Annotated in this window: 19 protein-coding genes; 16 read left to right on the top strand and 3 right to left on the bottom strand. The window is 69.9% G+C overall.

Going from position 1 to position 22,404, the window contains the following annotated elements; all coding sequences use genetic code 11:
* The first annotated feature begins 164 nt into the window (after nucleotides 1–164).
* The 6 genes from JNUCC0626_RS05755 (at nucleotide 165) to JNUCC0626_RS05730 (ending at nucleotide 5,177) form a co-directional block, all read left to right on the top strand.
* Nucleotides 165–1,271: a sensor histidine kinase gene (locus JNUCC0626_RS05755; RefSeq protein WP_394618605.1), complete on the top strand. Its 1,107-nt coding sequence runs from the start codon at nucleotides 165–167 to the stop codon at nucleotides 1,269–1,271.
* Nucleotides 1,268–1,921, top strand: coding sequence for a response regulator (locus tag JNUCC0626_RS05750; protein WP_394618604.1), 654 nt, complete (start codon nucleotides 1,268–1,270; stop codon nucleotides 1,919–1,921). The genes JNUCC0626_RS05755 and JNUCC0626_RS05750 overlap by 4 nt, the downstream gene beginning before the upstream one ends.
* Before the next feature lie 211 nt (nucleotides 1,922–2,132).
* Complete coding sequence (locus JNUCC0626_RS05745; RefSeq protein WP_394618603.1) at nucleotides 2,133–3,080, top strand: hypothetical protein; 948 nt, start codon at nucleotides 2,133–2,135, stop codon at nucleotides 3,078–3,080.
* Nucleotides 3,077–4,159, top strand: coding sequence for a hypothetical protein (locus tag JNUCC0626_RS05740; RefSeq protein ID WP_394618602.1), 1,083 nt, complete (start codon nucleotides 3,077–3,079; stop codon nucleotides 4,157–4,159). The genes JNUCC0626_RS05745 and JNUCC0626_RS05740 overlap by 4 nt, the downstream gene beginning before the upstream one ends.
* 4 nt (nucleotides 4,160–4,163) lie before the next feature.
* Nucleotides 4,164–4,517, top strand: coding sequence for an effector-associated constant component EACC1 (locus JNUCC0626_RS05735; protein WP_394618601.1), 354 nt, complete (start codon nucleotides 4,164–4,166; stop codon nucleotides 4,515–4,517).
* Nucleotides 4,518–5,177: a caspase family protein gene (locus tag JNUCC0626_RS05730; RefSeq protein ID WP_394618600.1), complete on the top strand. Its 660-nt coding sequence runs from the start codon at nucleotides 4,518–4,520 to the stop codon at nucleotides 5,175–5,177. It abuts the gene before it with no gap.
* A 4-nt stretch (nucleotides 5,178–5,181) separates the two neighbouring features.
* Here JNUCC0626_RS05730 and JNUCC0626_RS05725 read toward each other — a convergent pair whose 3' ends face one another.
* Entirely contained in the window at nucleotides 5,182–5,874 is a 693-nt protein-coding gene (locus tag JNUCC0626_RS05725) for an SAM-dependent methyltransferase (RefSeq protein WP_394618599.1), read from the bottom strand.
* Nucleotides 5,875–5,956: 82 nt separating this feature from the next.
* A complete protein-coding gene (locus JNUCC0626_RS05720; protein ID WP_394618598.1) occupies nucleotides 5,957–7,555 on the bottom strand; it encodes an FAD-dependent monooxygenase in 1,599 nt (532 codons plus the stop codon).
* Between the two features lie 202 nt (nucleotides 7,556–7,757).
* On the opposite strand from JNUCC0626_RS05720, the gene JNUCC0626_RS05715 reads away from it, so the two are divergent.
* Genes JNUCC0626_RS05715 through JNUCC0626_RS05685 form a run of 7 tightly spaced genes read left to right on the top strand, consistent with a single transcriptional unit; the run spans nucleotide 7,758 to nucleotide 17,029 of the window.
* Nucleotides 7,758–8,453, top strand: a complete 696-nt coding sequence (locus JNUCC0626_RS05715) for a class I SAM-dependent methyltransferase (RefSeq protein ID WP_394618597.1) — start codon at nucleotides 7,758–7,760, stop codon at nucleotides 8,451–8,453.
* Entirely contained in the window at nucleotides 8,450–11,488 is a 3,039-nt protein-coding gene (locus JNUCC0626_RS05710) for a ferritin-like domain-containing protein (RefSeq protein ID WP_394618596.1), read from the top strand. Before JNUCC0626_RS05715 ends, JNUCC0626_RS05710 begins: the two co-directional genes overlap by 4 nt.
* The gene (locus JNUCC0626_RS05705; protein WP_394618595.1) at nucleotides 11,488–12,729 is read left to right on the top strand and encodes an FAD-dependent oxidoreductase; all 1,242 of its coding nucleotides are present in this window, start codon (nucleotides 11,488–11,490) and stop codon (nucleotides 12,727–12,729) included. The genes JNUCC0626_RS05710 and JNUCC0626_RS05705 overlap by 1 nt, the downstream gene beginning before the upstream one ends.
* Nucleotides 12,726–13,736: a methyltransferase gene (locus JNUCC0626_RS05700; RefSeq protein WP_394618594.1), complete on the top strand. Its 1,011-nt coding sequence runs from the start codon at nucleotides 12,726–12,728 to the stop codon at nucleotides 13,734–13,736. The genes JNUCC0626_RS05705 and JNUCC0626_RS05700 overlap by 4 nt, the downstream gene beginning before the upstream one ends.
* A gap of 25 nt (nucleotides 13,737–13,761) precedes the next feature.
* Nucleotides 13,762–15,309, top strand: a complete 1,548-nt coding sequence (locus JNUCC0626_RS05695) for a tryptophan halogenase family protein (RefSeq protein WP_394618593.1) — start codon at nucleotides 13,762–13,764, stop codon at nucleotides 15,307–15,309.
* A gap of 5 nt (nucleotides 15,310–15,314) precedes the next feature.
* On the top strand, nucleotides 15,315–16,550 hold the full coding sequence (locus JNUCC0626_RS05690) for a cation:proton antiporter (RefSeq protein ID WP_394618592.1): 1,236 nt from the start codon (nucleotides 15,315–15,317) through the stop codon (nucleotides 16,548–16,550).
* The gene (locus tag JNUCC0626_RS05685; protein ID WP_394618591.1) at nucleotides 16,547–17,029 is read left to right on the top strand and encodes a flavin reductase family protein; all 483 of its coding nucleotides are present in this window, start codon (nucleotides 16,547–16,549) and stop codon (nucleotides 17,027–17,029) included. The genes JNUCC0626_RS05690 and JNUCC0626_RS05685 overlap by 4 nt, the downstream gene beginning before the upstream one ends.
* Nucleotides 17,030–17,082: 53 nt before the next feature.
* On the opposite strand, the gene JNUCC0626_RS05680 is transcribed toward JNUCC0626_RS05685, so the two are convergent.
* A complete protein-coding gene (locus JNUCC0626_RS05680; protein ID WP_394618590.1) occupies nucleotides 17,083–17,871 on the bottom strand; it encodes an alpha/beta hydrolase in 789 nt (262 codons plus the stop codon).
* 191 nt (nucleotides 17,872–18,062) lie between these two features.
* Here JNUCC0626_RS05680 and JNUCC0626_RS05675 point away from each other — a divergent pair, with 191 nt between their 5' ends.
* From JNUCC0626_RS05675 to JNUCC0626_RS05665, 3 genes are read left to right on the top strand one after another with little or no spacing between them, the layout of a single operon-like run.
* Nucleotides 18,063–19,568, top strand: coding sequence for a flavin monoamine oxidase family protein (locus JNUCC0626_RS05675; RefSeq protein WP_394618589.1), 1,506 nt, complete (start codon nucleotides 18,063–18,065; stop codon nucleotides 19,566–19,568).
* Between the two features lie 17 nt (nucleotides 19,569–19,585).
* Nucleotides 19,586–21,163 carry an FAD-dependent monooxygenase gene (locus JNUCC0626_RS05670; protein ID WP_394618588.1) on the top strand — a complete coding sequence of 526 codons (1,578 nt, stop codon included), beginning with the start codon at nucleotides 19,586–19,588 and terminating at the stop codon, nucleotides 21,161–21,163.
* Entirely contained in the window at nucleotides 21,160–22,362 is a 1,203-nt protein-coding gene (locus tag JNUCC0626_RS05665) for a cytochrome P450 (RefSeq protein WP_394618587.1), read from the top strand. Before JNUCC0626_RS05670 ends, JNUCC0626_RS05665 begins: the two co-directional genes overlap by 4 nt.
* The last annotated feature ends 42 nt before the right edge of the window (nucleotides 22,363–22,404 follow it).

Genomic DNA, 22,404 nt, shown 5'->3' with positions numbered 1-22,404 from the left:
CCCGGACGTGCCGCGTCTTCGGACGACGGTGCCGTTTCCTGGTCCGTTCCGGGGAGGAGCCGGGGTTCGCCTCCTACCACGGGAGGAGGCGCGGGTCATGCTTTAGTACCTCGTCGCCGCATGCCGGACGCCGCAGGCACCGAACCGCCCTACTATCCGGTGTCATGCGCTTTCTGCCGCGCGGCCACGACGCGTTCATCACGAGGACCGCGCTTCTCGGCAGCGCTTTCGGCCTGCTCAACCTCTTCTACACCGACGCGTGGGGCTGGATCCTCGCGCTGTCGATGCTGCCCGCGTTGCTGGTGCGGCTCGCGTGGCGCGACATGCCGGGCTGGCTGCTGCTGGCGTGGCTCGCGATCCCCACGCTGATCGGCGACATCGCGGTCGTCACCCACACCTCGACGATGGTGCTGATCATCGGGATGGTCGTGGTCGCGGCGAGCAGCACCCGGCGCACCGACACGATCGCGCTGACGTTGTGCATGTTCTCGCCGTTCGTGGTGTGGGCGCTCGACACCAACAGCTGGCATCGCGGCATCGGCGCCTGGCTGTGGTCGGGTGGCCTGCTGCTCGGCTGGGTGCTCGGGCGGCTGGCCGGTGAGCAGCAGACCCTGATCGCGGAGCTCGAACGCACCAGGAGCGAACTCGCCGACGCCGCCGTCATCGCCGACCGGCAACGGATCGCCCGCGACCTGCACGACATGGTCGGCCACAGCTTCAGCGTGGTCCTGCTGCACCTCGCGGGTGCGCGGATGAACCTCTCCGCGCACCCGGACGAGGCGGTGAAGGCGTTGCAGCAGGCCGAAACCGTCGGCCGCGAGGGCATGGACGAACTGCGTCAAGCCTTGGTGCTGATGCATCGCGGCACCTCGGCGCCGACGGTGTTCGGCGACCTGGAGGACCTCGTCGCCACCTACCGCGACGCGGGCCTCGACATCGACCTCACCGTCGCCGACGGCGTCGACCAGATCGAGGCCGCCCCGCGCATCGTCCTGCACGACGTGGTCCGCGAGGCGCTCACCAACGCGGCCAAGCACGCGACGCGCCCGGAGGCATCGGTCCACATCGGACTCGACGCCGACGCCATCGCGGTCAGGATCACCAACCCGCACGCACCGGGAGTTCGAAGTGGACGGACAGGAATGGGGTTGACCGGCCTGGAGCACCGGGTGAGCGCGATCGACGGCACGTTCCGGGCCTGGCCCGACCACGGCAGCTGGACCGTCGAGGCCTCGTTCCCGCGCCGGCTCGTCGACGTGCGGGCGTCGTGATCAGGGTGCTGCTGGTCGACGACCAGCCCATGATCCGCGCCGGGCTCTCCCTGGTGCTGCGCAGCCAGCCCGACATCCAGGTCGTCGGCGAACGCGACGACGGCAGCGACATCGTGCGCGTCGTCGCCGAGTGCGCGCCGGACGTCGTGTGCATGGACGTCCGCATGCCCGGCACCGACGGCGTCGAGGCGACCCGGCACCTGCGCGCGGCCGGTGGCCCGCCGGTGTGCGTGCTGACCACGTTCGACGACGAGGACGTGCTCTGGTCCGCCGTCGAGGCCGGAGCGGCGGGCTTCGAACTCAAGTCCGCCACGGCCGAGAACCTCATCGAGGCCGTCCGCACGGTGGCGGGCGGTGGCGCGTGGATCGACGGCAGGTTGCTGCGCCCGATCCTCACCACCTACCGCAAACTCGCCCGTGCCGTGCCCCGCACCCCGGACCTGCCGGCGACCGTCACCGAACGCGAACGAGACGTGCTGCGCCTGATCGCCCGCGGCCTGTCCAACCGCGAGATCGCCGAGCACCTCAGCCTCGCCGAGACCACGGTCAAGACCCACGTCGGTTCCCTGTTCGCGAAGCTCGGGGCCCGCGACCGCGCCGCCGCCATCGTGTTCGCCTACGACTGCGGCCTCGTTCTCCCGAATCGCTGAATCACGCCCGAAAACGCGCGCGGAAATGACAAAGCCTGCCCATTCGGTGTCCTGTTTTTGTCCTTGTCAGCACGCCGCTGCCGTTGTCGATTCCATTTCACGGGTCCAGAATTAGAGCATCAGAGTGAACGTGCGCAATTCTGATAACGGCGCACTGGGTGATCGCTACAAATCCGGTGGTTGTACGCCCCTTGCCGGAAGGACTCCACCCGTGTCGGAGAACGAAGTCCAGCCCTTGCCGGGCTGGCGAGGGGGCGACGGCAATGCCGCCTACCTCGACAAGAACCTGCGTCATCAGCCCATGAACACCTATCTGGACGACGCGGTCGGCTGGCGGGTGATCTTCGAGCTCTGGGTGCGCGCGGTCTTCGCGTCCCTGTTCGTCGGAGGGGTGTTCCTGTTCTTCGGACTGTTCCTCCTCGTGCTGGGCCTGATGGGGACCAGCTCCAGCAGTAGTAGCAGCAGCAGATACGACGACGGCGCCAGCAGCAGCCTCGGCGCTCTCGCCGGGTCATTCATCTTCATCCTGATCGGCGGCGTGCTGTCCTTCGTGGTCTTCTGGGTGGTCCTGCTGTTCAGCAGGTTGCCCGAGGCGATCGGTGAGTGGCGGGTCGTGCTAGCCGACCGAGCCGGACTCGAGCGGTCCGCCTACAGCCAGATCTTCGGCACGTTCCAGCGTCGTCAGCTGCCGATCCGGTGCGTGCCGCGACTCATTCGCACCGGGAACGCGCCCGCGGATCTCAACCACCGGCTGGTCGTCACCGAAGGCGACTTCCAGATCTACGTCTCGGTGTTCCGCTATGGCACCGGCCTCTACCTGGGCTGGCAGATGTGGCGTTCGCGCCGCGGCGGCAGGCTGATCTGGCAGTTCCTCACGGGCATCTTCCGCGGCATGGTCTCGCAGAACGATCCGGAGGTCTCCATGATGCGCGCCGACCAGGCGCGGGCCATGCGCGAGGCCGTCCACGCCGCGTGCCGCGAGGGCCTCACGGTGGCGGTGGAGGGAATTCAGGTGCCTGACCAGTTCGGATTCCCCTACGGCATGCCGCCCGTCGAGGACGCCGGATTCGCCAGCGGACCGGTGCCGGGTGGGTTCGCGCCACCACCACAGCCGCCGGACACCGGGCGGCACGGACTGCCGGAACCGGACGCGCAATGACCGCTCCCGGCGTCCTGCTGGAGACCACGCCCGCGATGAGCTGGGCGTGGGTGGGCGTGCGCGTGCGTCCCGAGCAGCGGATGGGCTGGCACGGCAGGTATCCCGACGTGGACGAGTCGCAGCACCTCACACGGACCGTCACGCACGAGCACGCCTGGCTGACGAGCCTGTGGACGACCGATCACCAGGCGCGCTGGGAGCTCCGGTTCCGCAGCGAGCCGAAGAATCTGCTGTCCTGCACCCTTCTCGGACGGGTGCAGGACCGTGATCCGCACCGGGCCGTGGAAGCCGCGCTCTGGTTGCGAGAACGGCTCGGCAAGGCCCCCGAGCACGTGCAGACCGTTCCGTTGCTCGACGCGGAGGAGGTCAAAGGATGGCTCGTGCCCGGCGCCCTCGACGGCCACAGCACGTTCGAGGTGCGCAAGCGGCTGTCCTGGACGAACTCCACCCGGACGGAGACGAATCGCGCGTACTGCTTCGCCGTGCATCCGTTGCGGCCACCCGAGGACCGGTCGTGGGAACCGCTGTGGAGAAAGCTGTCACGGACGCCCCACCAGACCGTGCTCAGCGTGTACCTGGAGCCGTACCGGCCTTCGCCCGCGCTGGCGAACGAGTTGCGCCTGCTGGCCGACGAGTACCGGTACCTGGCACAGGCCCGCACCACCAGTACTCCCTGGACGGTGACCAGGCCAGGCGTCGGCCTCGCGGAGCACGCGGCCCCGCTGTACGCCCGAGCCGCCGACCTGTACACCTCCAGGCCGTGCTTCCGGACGCGGATTTCCGTTGCGTCCCAGGGCCCTGGGCTCAGCGACCTCCCCGAACTGGCGGCCGCCGTCACCGGCGGAGGGGTCGCCTGTCCGCTCGCTCCTGGTGACCTCGACACAGGTTGGCGCAACCTGGCCGCGCTGAACCGCGACTGGCTCGAGCTCACGTACGGCCAGGGCGCACCGGTCCAGGCCATGCGCCACTCCGAGCGCATCCTCTGCGATCTGTCCGATGTGGACGAAGCCGCCACCGCGTTCCGCCTGCCTTACGTGGTGGCCGGCCATCTGCCGTTGTTCGACATGAGGGGAAGGTGATCCCGTGCGGGACAAGTTCGTCATCGAGCCGCAGGGCGAGCCCGACGACCGCGACCGCGACACCCGCCACCTGGACAAGTGGCTGAAGGAGGACCTGGCCAACGAACGCACCACCCGGATGAACGGCCCCGGCGACGGCGAACTGGGTGGCACCGCGGACGCGGTGATCGTGCTGGCCGGCACCGGAAAGCTCAGCCGGGCGCTGTGCAACTGGCTGAGCGAGCGGAGCAGGTCGAGACGGATCAGCGTGCGGATCTCCGCCACGCACAAGGAGGAGGTGCTCGACATCGACGTCCAGGGCCGGGAGGAAGTGCAGGCGTTGCGGAGCCGGATCATGCGAATGCTGGACGAGGACTGAATGCCCGAGGTGCGCGCGTTGCTGGTCGGCACCAGCACTTACACGGACGCGAAACTGACGCAGCTCGACTGGGCCGCGGCCAACATCACCGACCTGCACGACGCACTCGTCGACGACCTCGGCACCGAGAACCTGCACACGCTCGTCGACCCGCCCACCGCGCAACTCGTGCTCGACCTGCTCACCGAGTGCGCGTCGCCCCCGCTGGACGTCCTGGTCTTCTACTACACGGGCCACGGCCTGAGGGACGACGCCGAGCGCCTGTGCCTGGCGTTGCCCGGCTCGGTGAACGACGACGGGCAGGTCAGGCGCACGTCGCTCCCGGCCGACTCGGTGTTCGAGATCATCAAGCAGGCCAAGGCGACGACCAAGGTGGTGATCCTCGACTGCTGCTACTCCGGCCTGGCGATGGACGCCCCCGCCGCCGCCGACCTGCACCTGCTGACCGCCACGCATCGCTCGGAACTGGCCGAGTACCGGATGGAGGCGCGCAACACCGAGTTCACCGGAGAACTGCTGGAGTTCCTGGAGAAGACAGCGGGGCCGGTCGACCTCGGGACCCTCTACCGGCACCTCGACGAGACCCTGGGCGGCCGGGGGTTGCCCCGGCCGCAACAGCGGTGCGTCAACCACAGCGCGGACTTCGTGCTGCGACGGTAAGGGATCAGAGGCGGCGGACCCGGCCGAGCCACGCCGCGAGTTGCACCTCGCCGTGGGCCGGCAGGCCTCGTTGCACGGCCACCTCGGAGATCTGCTCGGTGATGAAACCCTGGTAGTGGGCGGGTTCGACGCTCTCGACCACCCAGCCGTCGGTGAAGGCCTTCGGGATCACGTCCGCGCCGATGCTGGAGCTCAGGCCCGGAGCCGAGTCCGAGTGGGCGAGGATGTGCACGAGGGCGCCGGGGTTGGTCAGCGAGTGCAGGACGGCGGCGTAGTCCTTGGCCGCGTCGGAGTCGCCGTACGCGCCGAAGCCGTGGAACAGCGCCACGTCGACGACGGTGTCGAAGCCTCCCGCCAGGAACGGGTGGCGCTCGGGGTGCAGCATGTTGGCCACCTCGAAGCGGGCGGCGGGCACGCCCCGTTCGGTGGCGGTGCGGCGGGCGTAGGCGATCGCGCTCGGTGAGAGGTCGACGCCCAACGACTCGTAGCCCAGCTTGGTGAAGAGGATGGTGTGCTCACCGGAGCCGCAGCCGGGTTCGAGGACCCGGCCGCGGATCAGGCCGGCGGCCTCCAGTGCGACGATCGCGGGCTGGGGCCCGCCGATGAGCCACGGCGCGGTGCCCTCGTCGTACATGAAGTTCCAGTACTCCGGATCTTCGAAGCCGCGGGACTCGTCGGTCTGACCGGTCTGTGTCATGCGGTTCAGTGTGGTGAAACGCGGTGGCAGCGAACACCGATCGGAAACGAACCCACTGGGTTGTGCGGTATGGGATCGCGGCTCAGGCGGTCCTCACGCGGGTCAGCACGGTGTCGAGGAACTCGGTGACGCCCGGCGACTCCGGTTCGGCGACCGCCGCGACGTGGCCGTCCGGGCGGACGAGCACCAGCAGCGGACCGTTCACCTGGTACGCGCGGTAGGCCGCCTCTTCTTCAGGCGGGAGCACGTGCGTGGTGATCGCGACGGCGTAGCGGTCGTCCAGGCTCGCGGCCAGCCGGTCGGTGTCGAGCGACTCGGTGCCGAACAGCAGCACGTGGTAGCCGGTGCCGTGGGTCAGGTCCAGCACGCTGCTCGCGCCGTCCCGCGTAGGCCTGATCTCGGCGTACGGCGCCCGGTCGCCCGGCCTCAGCGCACCGGTGCCGGGGCCGACGGCGGCGGAGCGGCGGTAGCGGATCCACAGCTGCGAGAACATGTGGAAGAACATCCGGCGGATCGGGGCGAGTTTGGAGACCACGCCGACCACTCGGGTCGCGACGTGCGTGCGCATCCAGACCGCCACGGCGCTGTTGCCGGTCTCCAGCTTGAAGCCCAGGTCGGTGCGCTTGAGCACGGTGCGGGCGATGGGACGGCGTTCTGACTCGTAGGTGTCGAGCAGCCACTCGGGTGCCTCGCCGTTCACGACCTGGGCGAGCTTCCACGCGAGGTTGATCGCGTCGCCGACGCCGAGGTTGAGGCCCTGGCCGCCCGCCGGGTTGTGGATGTGCGCGGCGTCGCCCGCGAGGAACACGTTGCCCACCCGGAACCGCGACGCGATCCGGCTGTGGAAGCGGAACATCGACGCCCAGACGATCTCCTTCAGCCGGGCGTCCACTTTGAAGTAGTTGTCGAACCACTGCTGCAGATCGGCGGGTGCGAGGGGCGCGTAGGCCTCGTGTGACGGGTTCCTCTGCGCCGGTGCCTGCTCCAGTTCCCTTGGCACCACACCGAAAAGGCGGCACCGGCCGGACGCCAGCGGCAGGATGCCGACGAACCCGCCGCGAGTCAGGTTGAGCCGCATCCCGCGCACGCCCAGGTCGACGTCGAGGGTGACGTCGGCGAGCATGCCCGCCTGGTCGTAGGTCTCGCCGTCGAACGACTGGCCGACGAACCCGCGCACGACGCTGCTCGCCCCGTCCGCGCCGACCAGCCAGCGCGCGGTGATCGAACGACCCTCGGCCGTCGTCACGCCGACGAGGTCACCGGTGTCGGTCAGGTCCACCACCGCGGTGTTCCACTCGACGTCGACGTGGTGTTCCTTCAACGCCTCCACCAGCACGCGCTCGGTCTCGAACTGCTCCAGCGCGAGCGCGTAGGGGAACCGCGTCCGGTCACTCGTGCCCTCGCCCGCGAGCGGCATGTCCCCCACGTGCCGACCGGCCTCGTGGATGGCGACGTCGGTGATCGGCAGGCCGCGCGCGACCGCCGCCTCCGCGACGCCGAGCCGGTCGAAGTGCTCCAGCGTGCGGGCGTGCACGATCGCGGCCCGCGCCTGTTCGACGGGGCCGGGTTTGGCGTCGACGATCCGCACGCGCACGCCGTGCTGCGTGAGCATCAGCGCGGTGCACAGGCCGGTCGGGCCCGCACCCACCACCAGGACGTCGCAGTCGCGTTCGTCGCGCATCGGCTCCCTCATTCACGTCGGCGAGTGTGCGAACGCAGTATCGCGACGTGCGGTGATGCTCCACATCGCCCGTGCTGGAGCGTGATCGGCCGGTCACCCTGCGCGAGCGCGCAGGTTATCGGTGCCGTCCTTTCTCCGCGACGACCGGCGCCCGATGGTGGAAGCGATCACATGGTGGACTGCCGGAAGCCGAGGGACCTCGATGAGCACCGCACCGGAAGCGTATTTCGACGACCTGGCCGAGCTGTACGAGCGCTTCACGGTCATCCGTGACGCCGCGACGAGTCCGGTGCGGTCGTGGCTCGTCGAGCAGTTGCCGGCCGGTTCCCGCGCGTTGGACGTGGGCTGCGGCGGCGGCAACAACTGCGGGATGCTCGCCGACCGGTACGACGACGTCGTCGGTGTCGACGTGTCGCAGAAGATGCTGGACATCGCGGCCACGAAGCCGACGCGCGTGCCGGTGCGGTACGAGTGCCGCGACGCCGCGGCGATGACGCCCGAACGCGACGGGCTCTTCGACCTCGTGATGTCGGTGAACGCGGTGTTCCACATGGGACCGGCCGACGAGGTGCTGCCCGTGCTGCGCTCGCTGGTGGCGCCCGGCGGCCGGCTGGTGATCGTCGACGTGACCCAGCCCGACGACGCGGCGGCGCCGGCCGAGCAGAGCGCCTACGCGTTCCAGACCGGCAAGATCATCTACGACGTCTCCGGCGACGTCGAGGCCGCCTGCGACTCGGTCCGGATGATGCTGCACCCGCGCTGGCTCGAGATGAGCGCGGCCGCGATGCCGCTCACCGACCGGGAGTTCCAGCTCCAGTACGAGAAGGCGCTGCCCGGCGTCCGGATCACCAAGGACCTCATCCCCACGATGAGCGCGGCCGTCTGGGACCGCGCATGAGCGTCTTCCACCTCCCCCGGCTGCACTTCGCGGGCGCCGCGATCACCCGCCTGCCCACCGGCCCGCGCGCGGGCTGGCTCGACCTCGAGACCAACCAGGCCATCGACGACGGGGGTGTGTTCGACACCGACCGTCCCGTGCAGGAGTACTACGACTTCCTCGCGGACTCGAAGGGCCACAACTTCGCGGGCAACGGCCACTTCTGGGTCGACGCGCAGGTCACCTCCACCGAACTCGCACCCGGTGACGTCGCCACCGACGACCTGGTCGTCGGACGGAACCTGGACTTCTGGGGCCACTTCTGCGACTACACGGCCGGAACGGCCAACCGGTCGCGGGTGTTCGACGTCGACCCCGCGTCGAACTGGACCACGACGCTGATGGTCGGCCAGCTCGCGCTCGGCCGGTCAGGGCGTTCGCACGACGTCCCGTACCTGGTCACCGGCGACGTCAACGGCCTGTGCCCGCCGCGCTGGAACCAGTTCCACACCGTGCTGCACCAGTTCGCCGTCGACAAGGCAGAAGGGCTGCACTGGCTCGACGGCGTCGCGGACTCCCCCGTGCTCACCCGGCTGCGCGAGGTCGTCGAGACCGACGCGGACGGCCTGGCGGTCCAGTTCGCGCTCACCGACCAGAAGCACACCGGCGAGGGCCAGCCCGACATCTGGCGGCTGCGCGGGTCGATCGCGGCCTGGTACCGCACCGAGCTCCGCAGCTACCCGGCCGGGCGGCTGCTCACCCCGCGCACCACGAAGTCCGCGCTGCACAACGTCTCCGTGCACGTCACCGATGAGCACGTGACCGCGAACCTGGTCACCGCGCGCCCTGAGACCGACCTGGAGGTGCGCACGGCGTCCGGCACGCTGCTCGCGACCCTTCCGTCCACAACGGACTCCGGTCTGGCCGTGGCGCGGCGGGTCGACGGCGGATCCGGCAATCCCGCCGAGGCGCTGGTGATTACCGACCGCGAGGGCACCGTGCTCTCGCGGGAGGAGGAGGTCGTCGTCGAGTCCGACGAGGCCGCGTTGTTCCTGGAGCACGAGAACACCAGGACCGGCGAGGACCACGCCGTCGAGATCCCCGTCCGTTCCTACCTGCGCGGGGTGCCCGCCCGGGTCGACCGGATCCACGTCCGGCAGCACGTGAACCCGGCCGCGTTGCCGCTGGCCGAAGACCGCGACACCGCACAACTGGTGGCGTTCCTGCCGACGGGACAGGCCGAGTACCAGGCGGAACAGGTGCTCTCCACCGACGAGCACGGCCGCGGCACGATCACGTTGAAGGGCGTGCGCGGTGGCGCGACGCGGGTCGTCCTGCGCCCGGACTCCACTCCGGAACCTGACGGCGCCACGGCCGCCGAGCGCTACGACAACGACGACGCGCAGGGCTACTGGTCGGCGGTCGGGTCGGTCGCGGTGCGGGTGCTGCCGAACCACTGGCACCTCGACGACCTGCCGGACGAGGACATCACGTTCAGCACCCTCTACCGCGAGACGCTGGCGTACTACGAACTCCAGTACTCGTTCATGCGGTCCGAGGTGCTGAGCCTGGCCGACGAGTTCAAGGTCGAGCCTTACGCCCGGCTGATCTGGCACGTGTCGGCGCCCGAGCACAAGGGCAAGACGTTCTACATGCCGCCGACGCGGGACATGAGCGCCCCGCAGATCCGGATGCTGCTGCGGTACCTGCTCGCCGACGACGCGCAACGGCAGACGCCGCCGACTTTCGTGCCGCAGCAACGCAAACTGGGCACGATCACGACGAAGGACCAGTTGCTGCACGCGCTCTACCAGGCGGCGGCGATCGAGCTGGCCACCATGGTCCAGTACCTGTACGCGGCCTACAGCGTGCCGACCCACGGCGCCGGCAAGAAGCTCGTCGAACGCGGCGAGTGGACCGAGGAGCAGCTGCTCACGGCGTCCGGTGAGGGCACCGAGACGTGGAGCAACGGCATCCGCGGCAGCCTGATGTCGGTGGCCCGCGAGGAGATGATGCACTTCCTCGCGATCAACAACATCCTGATGGCGATGGGCAGGCCGTTCCACCTGCCCAAGCTCGACTTCGGCACGTTCAACAGCGACATCTGCGTGCCGCTGGAGTTCTCCCTCGAAGCGCTGAACCTCGCGAGCGTGCAACGGTTCGTGACGCTGGAGCAGCCGCACGACCTGATCGAGGAGATCGAGGGCAACGACTCCACGGTCCTGCGCGCGGACGGCGAGCCGTACCAGTACGGCTCGTTGAGCGAGCTGTACGCGGCGATCCGCGAGGGCGTCCAGGCCGTGCCGGGCGTGTTCCTGGTGAAGAAGGGCCGCGGCGGTGGCGCGCACCACCTGTTCATGCGCGAGTCCGTCAACGCCGTGCACCCCGACTACCAGCTGGAAGTCGACGACGTGGCCAGCGCGGTGTTCGCGATCGACTTCGTGACCGAGCACGGCGAAGGCGGCCAGATCCCCTCGACGCTGCCGGAGGAGGAGTCGCACTTCGACACGTTCCTGCGGATCTCCGAGATGCTGATCGCGGAACGGGCGAAGGGCCCCAACGACCGCAGGATCCCGTGGAACCCGGCCTACCCGGTGATGCGCAACCCCACGCTCAAGCCGGGCAACCCGGCGATGGACCACGTGACGCACGAACCGGCGCGGATCGCCATGAAGGCGTTCAACAGGTCGTACTTCATGGCGATGCAGCTGATGGTGCAGCACTTCGGGTACAGCCCGGACAAGTCGTTGCGCCGCAGCCGGTTGATGAACTGGTCGCTGGACATCATGACCGGCGTGCTGCGGCCACTGGGCGAGCTGATCGTGACGCTGCCGTCCGGACGTCCCGGCCGCACCGCCGGACCGTCGTTCGAACTCGACTCCACCCCCGAGTACATCTCCCGGCCCGACATCGCGGTCGAGTGGATGGCCCGCGAGTTCGACGAGGTGGCGGACCTCGCCCGCAAGTGCGTCGGCTTCGGCCTCACCCCGACCGTCGGCGACCTGCTCGCCTTCATCGGGGACTCGCTGCGCACCATGGACCTGAAAGACCTGTGATGACCGAGAAGACGACAGTGTGCATCGCGGGCGGGGGCCCGGCCGGTGCCGTGCTCGGACTGCTGCTCGCGCGGTCCGGGGTGGACGTCGTGGTGCTGGAGAAGCACGCCGACTTCCACCGCGACTTCCGCGGCGACACCGTGCACCCGGCGACCCTGCAGATCCTCGACGAGCTCGGGCTGATCGACAGGTTCCACGCGCTCCCCCACCAGAAGGTCAGCACCATCGGCGTGGTGCAGGACGGCAAGCGGATCGACATCGCCGACTTCCGGCGGTTGAAGGTCCGCTACCCCTACATGGCGTTCGTGCCGCAGTGGGACTTCCTCGACCTCGTCACGGCGGAGGCGAAGAAGTACCCGGGGTTCCGGCTGCTGATGAAGACCGAGGCGCTGGGCGTGGTGCGCGACGAGGACGGCCGCGTCGCCGGTGTGCGGGTGCGCGGGCCCGAGGGCGAACGGCAGATCCGCTCGACGCTCGTGGTCGCCGCCGACGGACGGCACTCGGTGATCCGGCAGGACGCGGGCTTCACCCCCACGCTGATCGGCCGGTCGCTCGACGTCATCTTCTTCAAGATCTCGCGCCGGGACACCGATCCCGACGAGGGCATCTGCGTGCGGATCGGCAACGGCAAGATCTTCGGCGCGACCGACCGCCGCACCTACTGGCAGATGTCGTACGAGACGTCGACCGGCGGCATGGACAGGGTCCGGCGCGACGGTCTGGCCAAGTTCCGCGCCGATCTCGCCGAACTCGTGCCGTTCCTCGCCGACCGCGCGCACGAGGTGTCCTCTTTGGACCAGCTCAGCCCGCTGGAGGCCCGGATAGACCGGCTGGAACGGTGGCACGAGCCCGGCCTGCTGTTCATCGGCGACGCCGCGCACGCGATGTCACCGGTCGCGGGGTTCGGCGTGAACCTCGCCGTGCAGGACGCCGTCGCCACCTCGAACCTCCTCACCGACGCGCTGCTGCGGGCGCAGGAGGGCCGGATCTTCGACGACTCGTTGCTGGCCCGCGTCCGCCAACGCCGCAAACGCGCGGTCGCGTTGTCGCAGGGCCTGCAACGCGCCACCCAGAAGTTCGGCATCGACGAGGCGCTCGGCGGCTCCGGCCAGCCGCCCGCGCCGAAGATCTTCGAGAAGCTCGGCGTCGCCCAGTGGCTGATGAGCCGCGTCATCGGGCTCGGCTTCCGGCCGGAACACGTTCGCACCCAAGAGAAAGCGCCGGAGGGAACCGTCCGATGACCGCACCGGGAATGCCGCCGCAGGCACGGATGATGCAGATGATCACGGGGTACTGGATCACCCAGGTCGTGCACGCCGTCGCCGAGCTCAAGATCGCCGACCACCTCGCGGAGTCGTCGCCGACCCTGGAGGAACTCGCGGCGCTCACGCGGGTCGACCCCGACACGATGCTGCGGCTGCTGCGGGCCTGCGCCTCGCAGGGACTCGTGGCCTACGACAACGGCCGGTTCGTCAGCACGCCGTTGCTGGAGACGCTGCGCGAGGGCGTGCCGGGCTCGTTCCGCGACATCGCGATCGTGCACGGCTCGCCCGGACACTGGCTGTCGTGGGGCAGGTTCCCGGACGCCGTGCGCGCCGGGGAGCCGCAGACGAAGGCCGCGCTGGGCAGTGACATCTGGACGTACTTCCAGTCGCAGCCGCAGGAGTTCGAGCGGTTCTCGAACTCCATGACCGAGCTCACCGACGGCCTGTCGCGAGAAATCGGCACGCTGCTCGACACCACCGGCCTCACCACGGCGGTGGACGTCGGCGGGGCGAACGGCGCGCTGCTGCACCCGTTGCTCAGGGCCAATCCCGGGCTGCACGGCGTCGTGTTCGACCTGCCTTCCGTCGAGGCGACCGCGCTGGCCGAGGCGGAGAAGGCCGGACTCGCCGACCGTTGCACGTTCAGCGGCGGCTCGTTCTTCGACGCGGTGCCCGAGGGCGACCTGTTCCTGCTCAAGGCGGTGCTGCACAACTGGGACGACCGGTCGTGCGTCGCGATCCTCACCCACTGCCGCAAGGCGATGCGTCCCGGCGGACGCGTGGTCGTCGTGGAGATGCCGCTCGGCGCCTTGGGAGAACCGGGCTTCGCCCCGCTGCTCGACCTCGGGATGCTCGCCGTCAACGCGGGCCGCGAGCGCGACCTCGACCAGTACGACGCCCTGTTCCAGGCGGCCGGTCTGCGCCTCGACGGGGTCACGCCGACCTCGTCGCCGCAGAGCCTGATCCACGCCGTTGCCGCGTAACCACGAACCGGAGGTATGACCGAAGATGTTGAAGAACGTAGTGGTGGTCGGCGGCGGCACGGCCGGCTGGATGACCGCCTCGTACCTGACGGCCGCGTTCGGTGACCGCATCAACGTCACGCTGGTGGAGTCGAAGCGGGTCGGCGCGATCGGCGTCGGCGAGGCGACGTTCAGCACGGTCCGGCACTTCTTCGAGTACCTCGGTCTCGAGGAGAAGGAGTGGATGCCCGCCTGCAACGCCACCTACAAGCTCGCCATCCGGTTCGAGAACTGGCGCGAGCCGGGACACCACTTCTACCACCCGTTCGAACGCCAGCGGGTCGTCGACGGCTTCCCGCTCACCGACTGGTGGTTGCGCGACCCCAAGTCCGACCGCTTCGACAAGGACTGCTTCCTGGTCGGCACGCTGTGCGACGACCTGAAGTCGCCGCGCCAGCTGAACGGCGAGCTCTTCGAAGGTGGCCTGGGCCAGCGCAGCACCTACCGCACGACGCTGTCCGAGCAGACCACGCAGTTCCCGTACGCCTACCACTTCGACGCCACCCTGGTCGCGAACTACCTGCGCGACTACGCCGTCGCACGCGGGGTGACGCACGTGCTCGACGACGTGCAGGACGTGGCGCTGGACGACCGCGGCTGGATCAGCCACGTGGTCACCAAGGACAACGGGAACCTCACCGGTGACCTGTTCATCGACTGCACCGGTTTCCGCAGCCTGTTGCTGGGCAAGGCGCTCGACGAGCCGTTCCAGTCCTATCAGGACTCCCTGCCCAACGACAGCGCGGTCGCGTTGCGGGTGCCGCAGGACATGGAGAACCGCGGCCTGCGCCCGTGCACGACGGCGACCGCGCAGGAGGCGGGCTGGATCTGGACGATCCCGCTGTTCGACCGCATCGGCACCGGCTACGTCTACGCCGGCGACTACATCTCACCGGAGGAGGCCGAACGCACGCTGCGCGCGTTCGTCGGCCCGGCCGCCGAGCACGCCGACGCCAACCACATCAAGATGCGCATCGGCCGCAGCGAACGGCACTGGGTCAACAACGTCGTCACCATCGGGTTGTCCAGCGGGTTCGTCGAGCCACTGGAGTCGACCGGCATCTTCTTCATCCAGCACGGCATCGAGCAACTGGTGAAGCACTTCCCGGACGAGCGCTGGGACGACGGCCTGCGCAAGTCCTACAACAAGCTCGTCAACAACGTGATGGACGGCGTGCGCGAGTTCCTCGTCGTGCACTACTACGCCGCCAAGCGCCAGGACAACCAGTACTGGAAGGACACCAAGACCCGGCCGCTGCCGGACGGGCTGGCCGAACGGCTGGAGCGCTGGCAGACCCGGCTGCCCGACGGCGAGTCGGTCTTCCCGCACTACCACGGGTTCGAGGCCTACTCCTACGTCTGCATGCTGCTCGGCCTCGGCGGTCTCGATCTGAAGTCCTCGCCCGCCCTGGGGTTGATGGACGTCGCGTCGGCCCAGCACGAGTTCAAGCTCGTCGGCGAGCAGGCCGCCGAACTCGCCCGCACCCTGCCCACGCAGTACGAGTACTTCGCCCAGCTGCACCGGGCGAGGTGAGCGCGGTGCTGACCGGGCTGCACCTCGTCGCGCTGGTGGCCGCGTTCTTCGCGGTCGCCGCGCTGGGCCGGGTGCTCGCGCGGGCGGTGCGGATGCCCACCGTGGTCGGCGAGATCGCGTTGAGCATCCTGCTCGGGCCGGTGCTGCTGGCCGCGTTCGGCAAGGACGTGTTCACCACGATCCTGCCCGAGGACCTGACCGGGGTGCTCAAGCAGATCGGTGAGGCAGGGCTGGTGCTCTTCCTCATCGGCGTGGTGCACCACCTCGACCGCGGTGTGCCGGGCGGGTGGCGGGGCAAGGCGCTCGGCCGGATCACCGTCGGCGCGTTCGTGCTGCCGTTGCTGACCGGTCTCGTGTTCTCGGTGTGGGTGCTGGGCTTCGCCTCTGACGCGGTGCGCGGCACCGCTCCGTCGGTCGCGCTGGTGCTGATGCTCGCGGTCGCGATGTCCGTCACGGCGGTGCCGGTGCTCGCGCGGATCCTGGAGGAGCGCAACGACCTGGGCCGCGCCTCCGGGCTGTCGATGATGGCGTCGGTGCTGATCGACACCCCCGCGTGGCTGTTGCTGACCGTGGCGCTCGGGCTGGCCGCCGGTGGTCTCGGCGGTGTGTGGCTGGCGTTCGCGACGATCGGCGCGGGTGTGGTGATCGCGTGGCTCGGGCATCGGGTGCTCACGTCCGAGGTCGCCTCGGGGTTCGCTTCGGGACGGCCGCGCACGACCGCCGCGGTCCTCGCCGTGGTGGCACTCGGCGCGGGCACGGCGGTGCACTCGCTCGGGCTCACCGCGATCTTCGGTGCGTTCCTGGTCGGGGTGATGGTGCCGCGAAACGAGGCGTGGTCGCGGGTCGTTTCGCTGGTCAGTCAGGTCGGCAGGGCGTTCGTGCCGGTGTTCTTCGTGGTCGCCGGCGCGACGCTGTCGACCAGCGGGGTGTCGGCGTTCCCGTGGATCGGTGTGGTGCTGGCGCTCGTGCTGGGAGTGCTCGGCAAGATCGGCGGCGGGTACGCCGGGGCGCGCTGGGGCGGCGAGGACAGGATCACGTCGCTGCGGGTGGGCGTGCTCGTGAACACTCGTGGCCTCACCGAGATCGTGGTGCTCCAGATCGGGTTCACCGCCGGTCTGCTCACGCCGGGACTGTTCGTGGCGCTGCTGGTGATGGCGCTCGTGACGACCGCGCTCACCGGTCCCCTGCTGGACGTGATCACCCGGCGCGTCGGTGCGGCCAGGGAGGAGGTCTCGTTGTGATAGACCAGTTCCGCGGGCTGATGGCGGCCTTTCCGACCGGCGTCGCGGTGGTGACGACGTTCGGTCAGGACATGCGGCCGTGGGGGATGACGGTGTCGTCGCTGTCGAGCGTGTCGGTGGACCCGCCGACGTTGCTGGTGTGCCTGAGGGACCGCAGCCCGACGCTGGACGCGTTGGTGCGCAACGGCTCCTTCACGGTCAACCTGCTCCACCACGAGGCCCGTCCGGCGGCGGAGCTGTTCTCCTCCGGTGATCCGGAACGGTTCGGACAGGTCGCGTGGGAGAAGCCGGAGTCCGTCGGCGGACCGCACCTGGTGGACGACGCGCACGCGGCGGCGGACTGCGTGGTCGACCACATGCACCGCATCGGCACGCACGTGGTGGTGTTCGGCAAGGTCGACCGGGTCGTGCACCGCTCGGCCGCGCAGCCGCTGCTCTACGGGCTGCGCCAGTACGCGTCGTGGCCCCGAAGCGCTTGACGGGCAACGAAAAGGGCCTCTCACCGGCGGTGAGAGGCCCTTCGCCGTTGCGGTCAGTGCTCGCCGAGCAGCCACTCCGTCGTCACCCGGATCGCCGGTGCCTGCCAGTGCGCCTCCACCGGCGGCCCGATCTCCACCAGCCGGCGCGGGCACGTCAACGCCTCGATAGCACTGCGCGAGGACTCCACCGGCGCACCAGGCGGGCCCGCGCGGTGCACGACCAACGTCGGCGCGGTGATCACCGGCAGCACCCCGCGCGGCTGCAACCAGAACACCTCGTTCAGCATCGCCCGCCCCACCACGAAGGTGTCCGAGACGCGCAGGTGCCCGTCCGCGAGCAACGCCCGGCCGGCCTCGGCGCCGAGGAAACCCCCTGACCAGGCGGAGTTCGCGTCGGCGAAGTGCTCCTGGTAGTCGATCAGCGGGTTGTGCAGCACGACCTTCGCGACCTCCTCTCCCCTGCGCGCGGCGTACCCGGCCGCGACGCCGCCGGTCAGGCCGGTCGCGACGAGTGCCGCCGGTCCCGGACCGATGGTCTCGCGCAGGTGGGTCAGCGCGGCGCTGATGACGTTGAGCAGGCCGGACAGGCTCAGTTCGGCCTGTGCCCCTTCGCTGTCGCCGTGTCCCGGCAGGTCGACGCGCAGGCTGGCGATGCCGTGCCCGGCGAGGTCCGCGGCCAGGCGGACGTGGAACCCGCCCTGGTCGCGGTCGGCGCCCTCGCCGTGCAGCAGCAAGACGGTGCCGCGGAGTTCGCCTGCGGGCAGGACCTCGGTCGCGGCCAGCCGCAGGCCGTCGTGTCCCCGCACTGAGGTCGTTCGCTGGACCACGGTGGGCGCTGTCATGACAGGGCTCCTCACGAGAGTTTCGCGTCAGTGTCGTGGGTGGACGGACCGGTGCACCCCGCACGCGTGAGAAACCGTTGTGTCACGCGGTATGGGCTGCTCCGGTGAGCGGGTTGGGCACGCCGAACCGCGTGCGCGGCGAGCGGATCGCGTGATGTGGGGCCGGGTGCGGCGACGGGACGATTCTGTGCATGAGTCCGGTGCACACGAACGTCTTGTCGGGCGGGCAACACTGGCCGCAGCGGCCCAAGCGCGTCACCGTGCTCGGCGCGGGCGTGGCGGGCCTGGTGGCGGCGCACGAGCTGGAACGCCTGGGCCACAGCGTGCAGGTGCTGGAGGCGCGGCTCGAGGTCGGAGGGCGGGTGCGCACCCACTCGTTCGTTCCCAGGGGTCCGCTCGCCGAGGTCGGCGCCATGCGCATCCCCGCCTCGCACCACCGGACCATGCAGTGGATCGACCTGCTGGGGCTGAGCGACCGGGTGCGGCAGTTCCGCACGCTGTTCTCCGACGACTCCAGCTTCCTGGAGACCCACACCGGACACCTGCGGGTGCGCGAGGCGACCTCGGTGCTCGTCGACGAGTTCCGCCGCGGCCTGCCGCCCGGTGAGTACCGCGAGGAGTCCGTGCTCGCGGCGACGTGGCTGACCGCGAGCGTGACCGCCGTGGCGCCCGGCGCGTTCCGGACGAACCTGCACAGCGACCTCAACCTGGAACTGCTGGACCTGCTCGACGGCATCGACGTGCGGCCGTACTTCGTGAGCACCGGCGGGGTCGAACGCCTCGACGTCAACCGGTTCTTCGCCGGAAACCCGAAGTTCGCCGCCCGCAGTCGTCTCGCGCACTTCTTCGACGACATCACCGTCGAGACGTCGTCGGCGTTGTTCCGGCTCGAAGGCGGCATGGACCAGATCACCGTCCGGCTGGCCGAGAGCCTGCGCGGCCCGGTCCACCGCGGCCGTCAGGTCGTCGGGCTGCACGTGCGCCCGGACGGCGTGATGGTGGAGACGAGGCGTGGCCTGGACGTCGTGGCGAACCACTGCGACTACGTGCTGTGCACCGTGCCGTTCTCGGTGGTGCGGCGGATGAAGCTGAGCGGGCTGGACGACGACAAGCTCGCGACCGTGCACGACATGCAGTACTGGCCCGCCACCAAGATGGCGGTGCACTGCAAGGAGCCGTTCTGGGAGGCGGACGGCATCAGCGGCGGCGGCTCGTTCACCGGCGGTCTGGTGCGCCAGACCTACTACCCGCCGGTCGAGAGCGATCCCCGGCTCGGCGCCGCACTGATGGCGAGCTACACGATCGGCCCCGACTCCGACGCGTTGACGAAGTTCCCCGCGGAGCAACGGGAACGCGTCGTGCTCGACGAGCTCAGCCGCATCCATCCGGAGCTGAAACGGCCCGGCATGGTGCTCGGCGTCGTCACCCAAGCCTGGGGCGAGGACTTCTCCAGCATGGGCGCCGCGTCGGTGCGCTGGAGCAAGGACGTTGCCACGTCGGAAGAAGAACGGGCGCTGGCGGCCAAACCGCAGGGCGCCTTGTTCTTCGCCGGCGAGCACTGCTCGTCCTACCCGGCGTGGATCGAGGGCGCGATCGAGTCCGGTCTCTCCGCCGCCCAGGAGATCCACTCCGCCACCTCGGTCGAACGCCCGCTGGTGGCGTCCGGCTACCGCCGCATGCGGGGCGGCGCGGCGTGAACCCACAGGAGAACCAGGTGCTGGACACCGAAGTGATCATCGTCGGCGGCGGGCCGACCGGCATGGCCACCGCACTCGAACTGCGGACCCGCGGCGTGGACTTCGTGCTGGTCGAGGCCGGTGACGGCACGGTCGGGCACCCCAAGGTGTCCAGCATCGGGCCGCGCTCGATGGAGTTCTTCCGCCGCTGGGGCATCGCCGACACCATCCGCCACTCCGGCTGGCCGGAGGACCACTCGCTGGACTGCGTGTGGACGACCCGGATCGGCGGGCACGAGCTGTTCCGCCTGTCCCGCCACACGATGGCCACCCGCCCGGACTTCCGGCACACCCCGGAACCGGACGCGATCTGCCCGCAGCACTGGCTCGGTCCGTTGCTGCGCAAGGCCGTCGGGGTGCACCCGGACGGCCCGGTGCGGATGAGCACGCGGCTGGAGTCGTTCACGCAGGACTCCGCCGGAGTCTCCGCCGTGCTGAGCGACGGCACCGAGGTGCGCGCGCGGTACCTCATCGCGTGTGACGGCGCGAGTTCGCCGATCCGCAAGCAGCTCGGCATCGGCGCGCCCGCCGTCCACGACACGCTGGTCTTCCGCAACGTCCTGTTCCGCGCGCCCGAACTGCGGGACCGGCTCGGGGACAAGGTAGCCAACTTCTTCTACCTGATGATCTCCTCGGCGTTGCGCTTCCCGGTTCGCGCGTTGGACGGCCGGGAGCTGTACCGGATGACGGTCGGGCTGCAGGGCTCCCCCGAGTCGGTGCAGGACGCCGAAACGCTGGTGCGCAAGGCGATCGCCTTCGACACCCCGGTGGAGGTGGTGTCCGACAACGAGTGGCACCTCGTGCACCGGGTCGCCGAGAACTTCCGCTCCGGCCGCGTGTTCCTGGTCGGCGACTCGGCGCACACACTGTCGCCGTCGGGCGGGTTCGGCATGAACACCGGCATCTGCGGTGCCGCCGACCTGGGCTGGAAGCTCGCCGCCGAGCTGCGCGGGTGGGCGGGGCCGGGTCTGCTCGACAGCTACACGACCGAACGGCAGCCCGTCGCGTTCGAAGGCCTGGAGGAGGCGAACCGCAACCTGGAACGGGCGATGCGCCGCGAGGTGCCGCCGTTCCTCAACGACGACTCGGAGCAGGGCGCGGCGATGCGGGCGAAGATCAGCGAGGGGCTCCAGCGCGGCGGGGTGGCCCGCGAGTTCGACGCGCCTGAGATCCACCTCGGCTTCACCTACGCGGGGTCGCCGCTGATCATCGACGACCCGACGGCCGAGAACCTGGAGGACCGCAGGCCGAACACCCGGCCGGGGTCGCGCGCCCCGCACGCGTGGGTCAAGGACGGCGTGTCCACTTTGGACCTGTTCGGTGACGGGTTCGTGCTGGTGCACTTCGAGGATTCCCCGCAGCTCGGCGCGTTCGCGAACGCGTTCGGGACGCGCGGGATCCCGTTCCGCGCGGAAATGCTGTCGCCGGACATCGCCGAGGCCTACGAACGGCCGTTCGTCCTCGTGCGGCCGGACGGACACGTGGCGTGGCGGGGAACCGAACTGCCCGCGGACGCCGGGACGATCGCCGACACCGTGCGAGGGGGTGCGCGATGAAGCCGTTCTCGCTCAAGGACTGGTCGGACGAGGACCTGCGCGACCCGTTCCCGGTGTTCGCCCGCTACCTGGCCGCCGGACCCGTGCAGTTCGCGGACGGCACCTGTTACGTGTTCGGCCACGACGCCGCCGTCGAGACGCTGACCAGTGCCGCGTTCGGCCGCCGCTCCCCGTCGGGTGGTGGCAGCCCGGTGTCGATGCCGTCGGCGTTGCGCACGCTCGTGGAGAACTGGCTGGTGTTCCTCGACCCGCCCCGGCACACCGAACTGCGGTCCGTGCTGAACAAGGAGTTCTCGCCGGCGGTCGTGACGAACCTGCGGCCGCGGATCGCCGAGATCGCCGGAACCCTGCTGACAGACCTGCCGGTCACGTTCGACCTCGTGGAGCGGTTCTCCGCACCGCTGCCGATCCTGGTCATCTCCGAGTTGCTCGGCGTGCCGCGCGAGGACTCCGGGTGGTTGCGCGACCAGGCCGTCGACCTGCAGGAGGCGAGCAGCGTCCGTGCCGCGGCGAACCCCGACGCGCACGCCATCGCCGACCGGGCCGCCCGCGAACTCCGCGACTACTTCCTGGCGTTGATGCAGCGACGGCGATCGGATCCGGACAGCGACCTGGTGTCGTTGATGGTGTCCGCCCAGACCCGCGGCGAACCCCTGTCGTCGGACGAGATCGTCGGCACCTGCGTGCACCTGATGACCGCCGGGCACGAGACCACGACCAACGTGCTGAGCAAGTCGGTGCTGGCACTGGCCTCCCGACCGGAAGCGCGAGCGGAACTGCGCCAAGGCGTCACCCCAGCCGCCGTCGAGGAACTGGTCAGGTTCGACCCGCCCGTGCAGGCCGTCGGACGCTGGGCGCACCAGGACGCCGTGATCGCCGGCGTCGAGATCCCCAGCGGTACCAGGGTGATGGTGATGCTCGGTGCGGCGAACCGGGACCCCGCCCGGTTCACCGCACCCGACTCACTCGACCTGCACCGCGCGGGCGGCCGCAACACCGGCTTCGGGCTCGGCATCCACTACTGCCTCGGCGCCACGCTGGCCCGCGCCGAGCTGGAGATCGGCCTCGGCCTGCTCCTCGACGCCCTCGGCGAGTACGCAGTGGACAGCGTGAAGTTCCCGCACGACATCGTGTTCCACGGGCCGCACAGCGTGGTGGTGACCCGGGGCCAGGGCCTGTGTCGAAGTCCGGGCCGATGAGAGTCGCGCCTGAGGTGGTTCCTGGTGGTGCGGCCGGGGCGG

This window comes from Lentzea sp. JNUCC 0626 (genome assembly GCF_043632865.1).
In the GTDB taxonomy this organism is placed as follows: Bacteria; Actinomycetota; Actinomycetes; order Mycobacteriales; family Pseudonocardiaceae; genus Lentzea.
The sequence above is the reverse complement of the archived record's forward strand: the minus strand, read 5'-3'. Positions and strand labels throughout refer to the sequence as shown.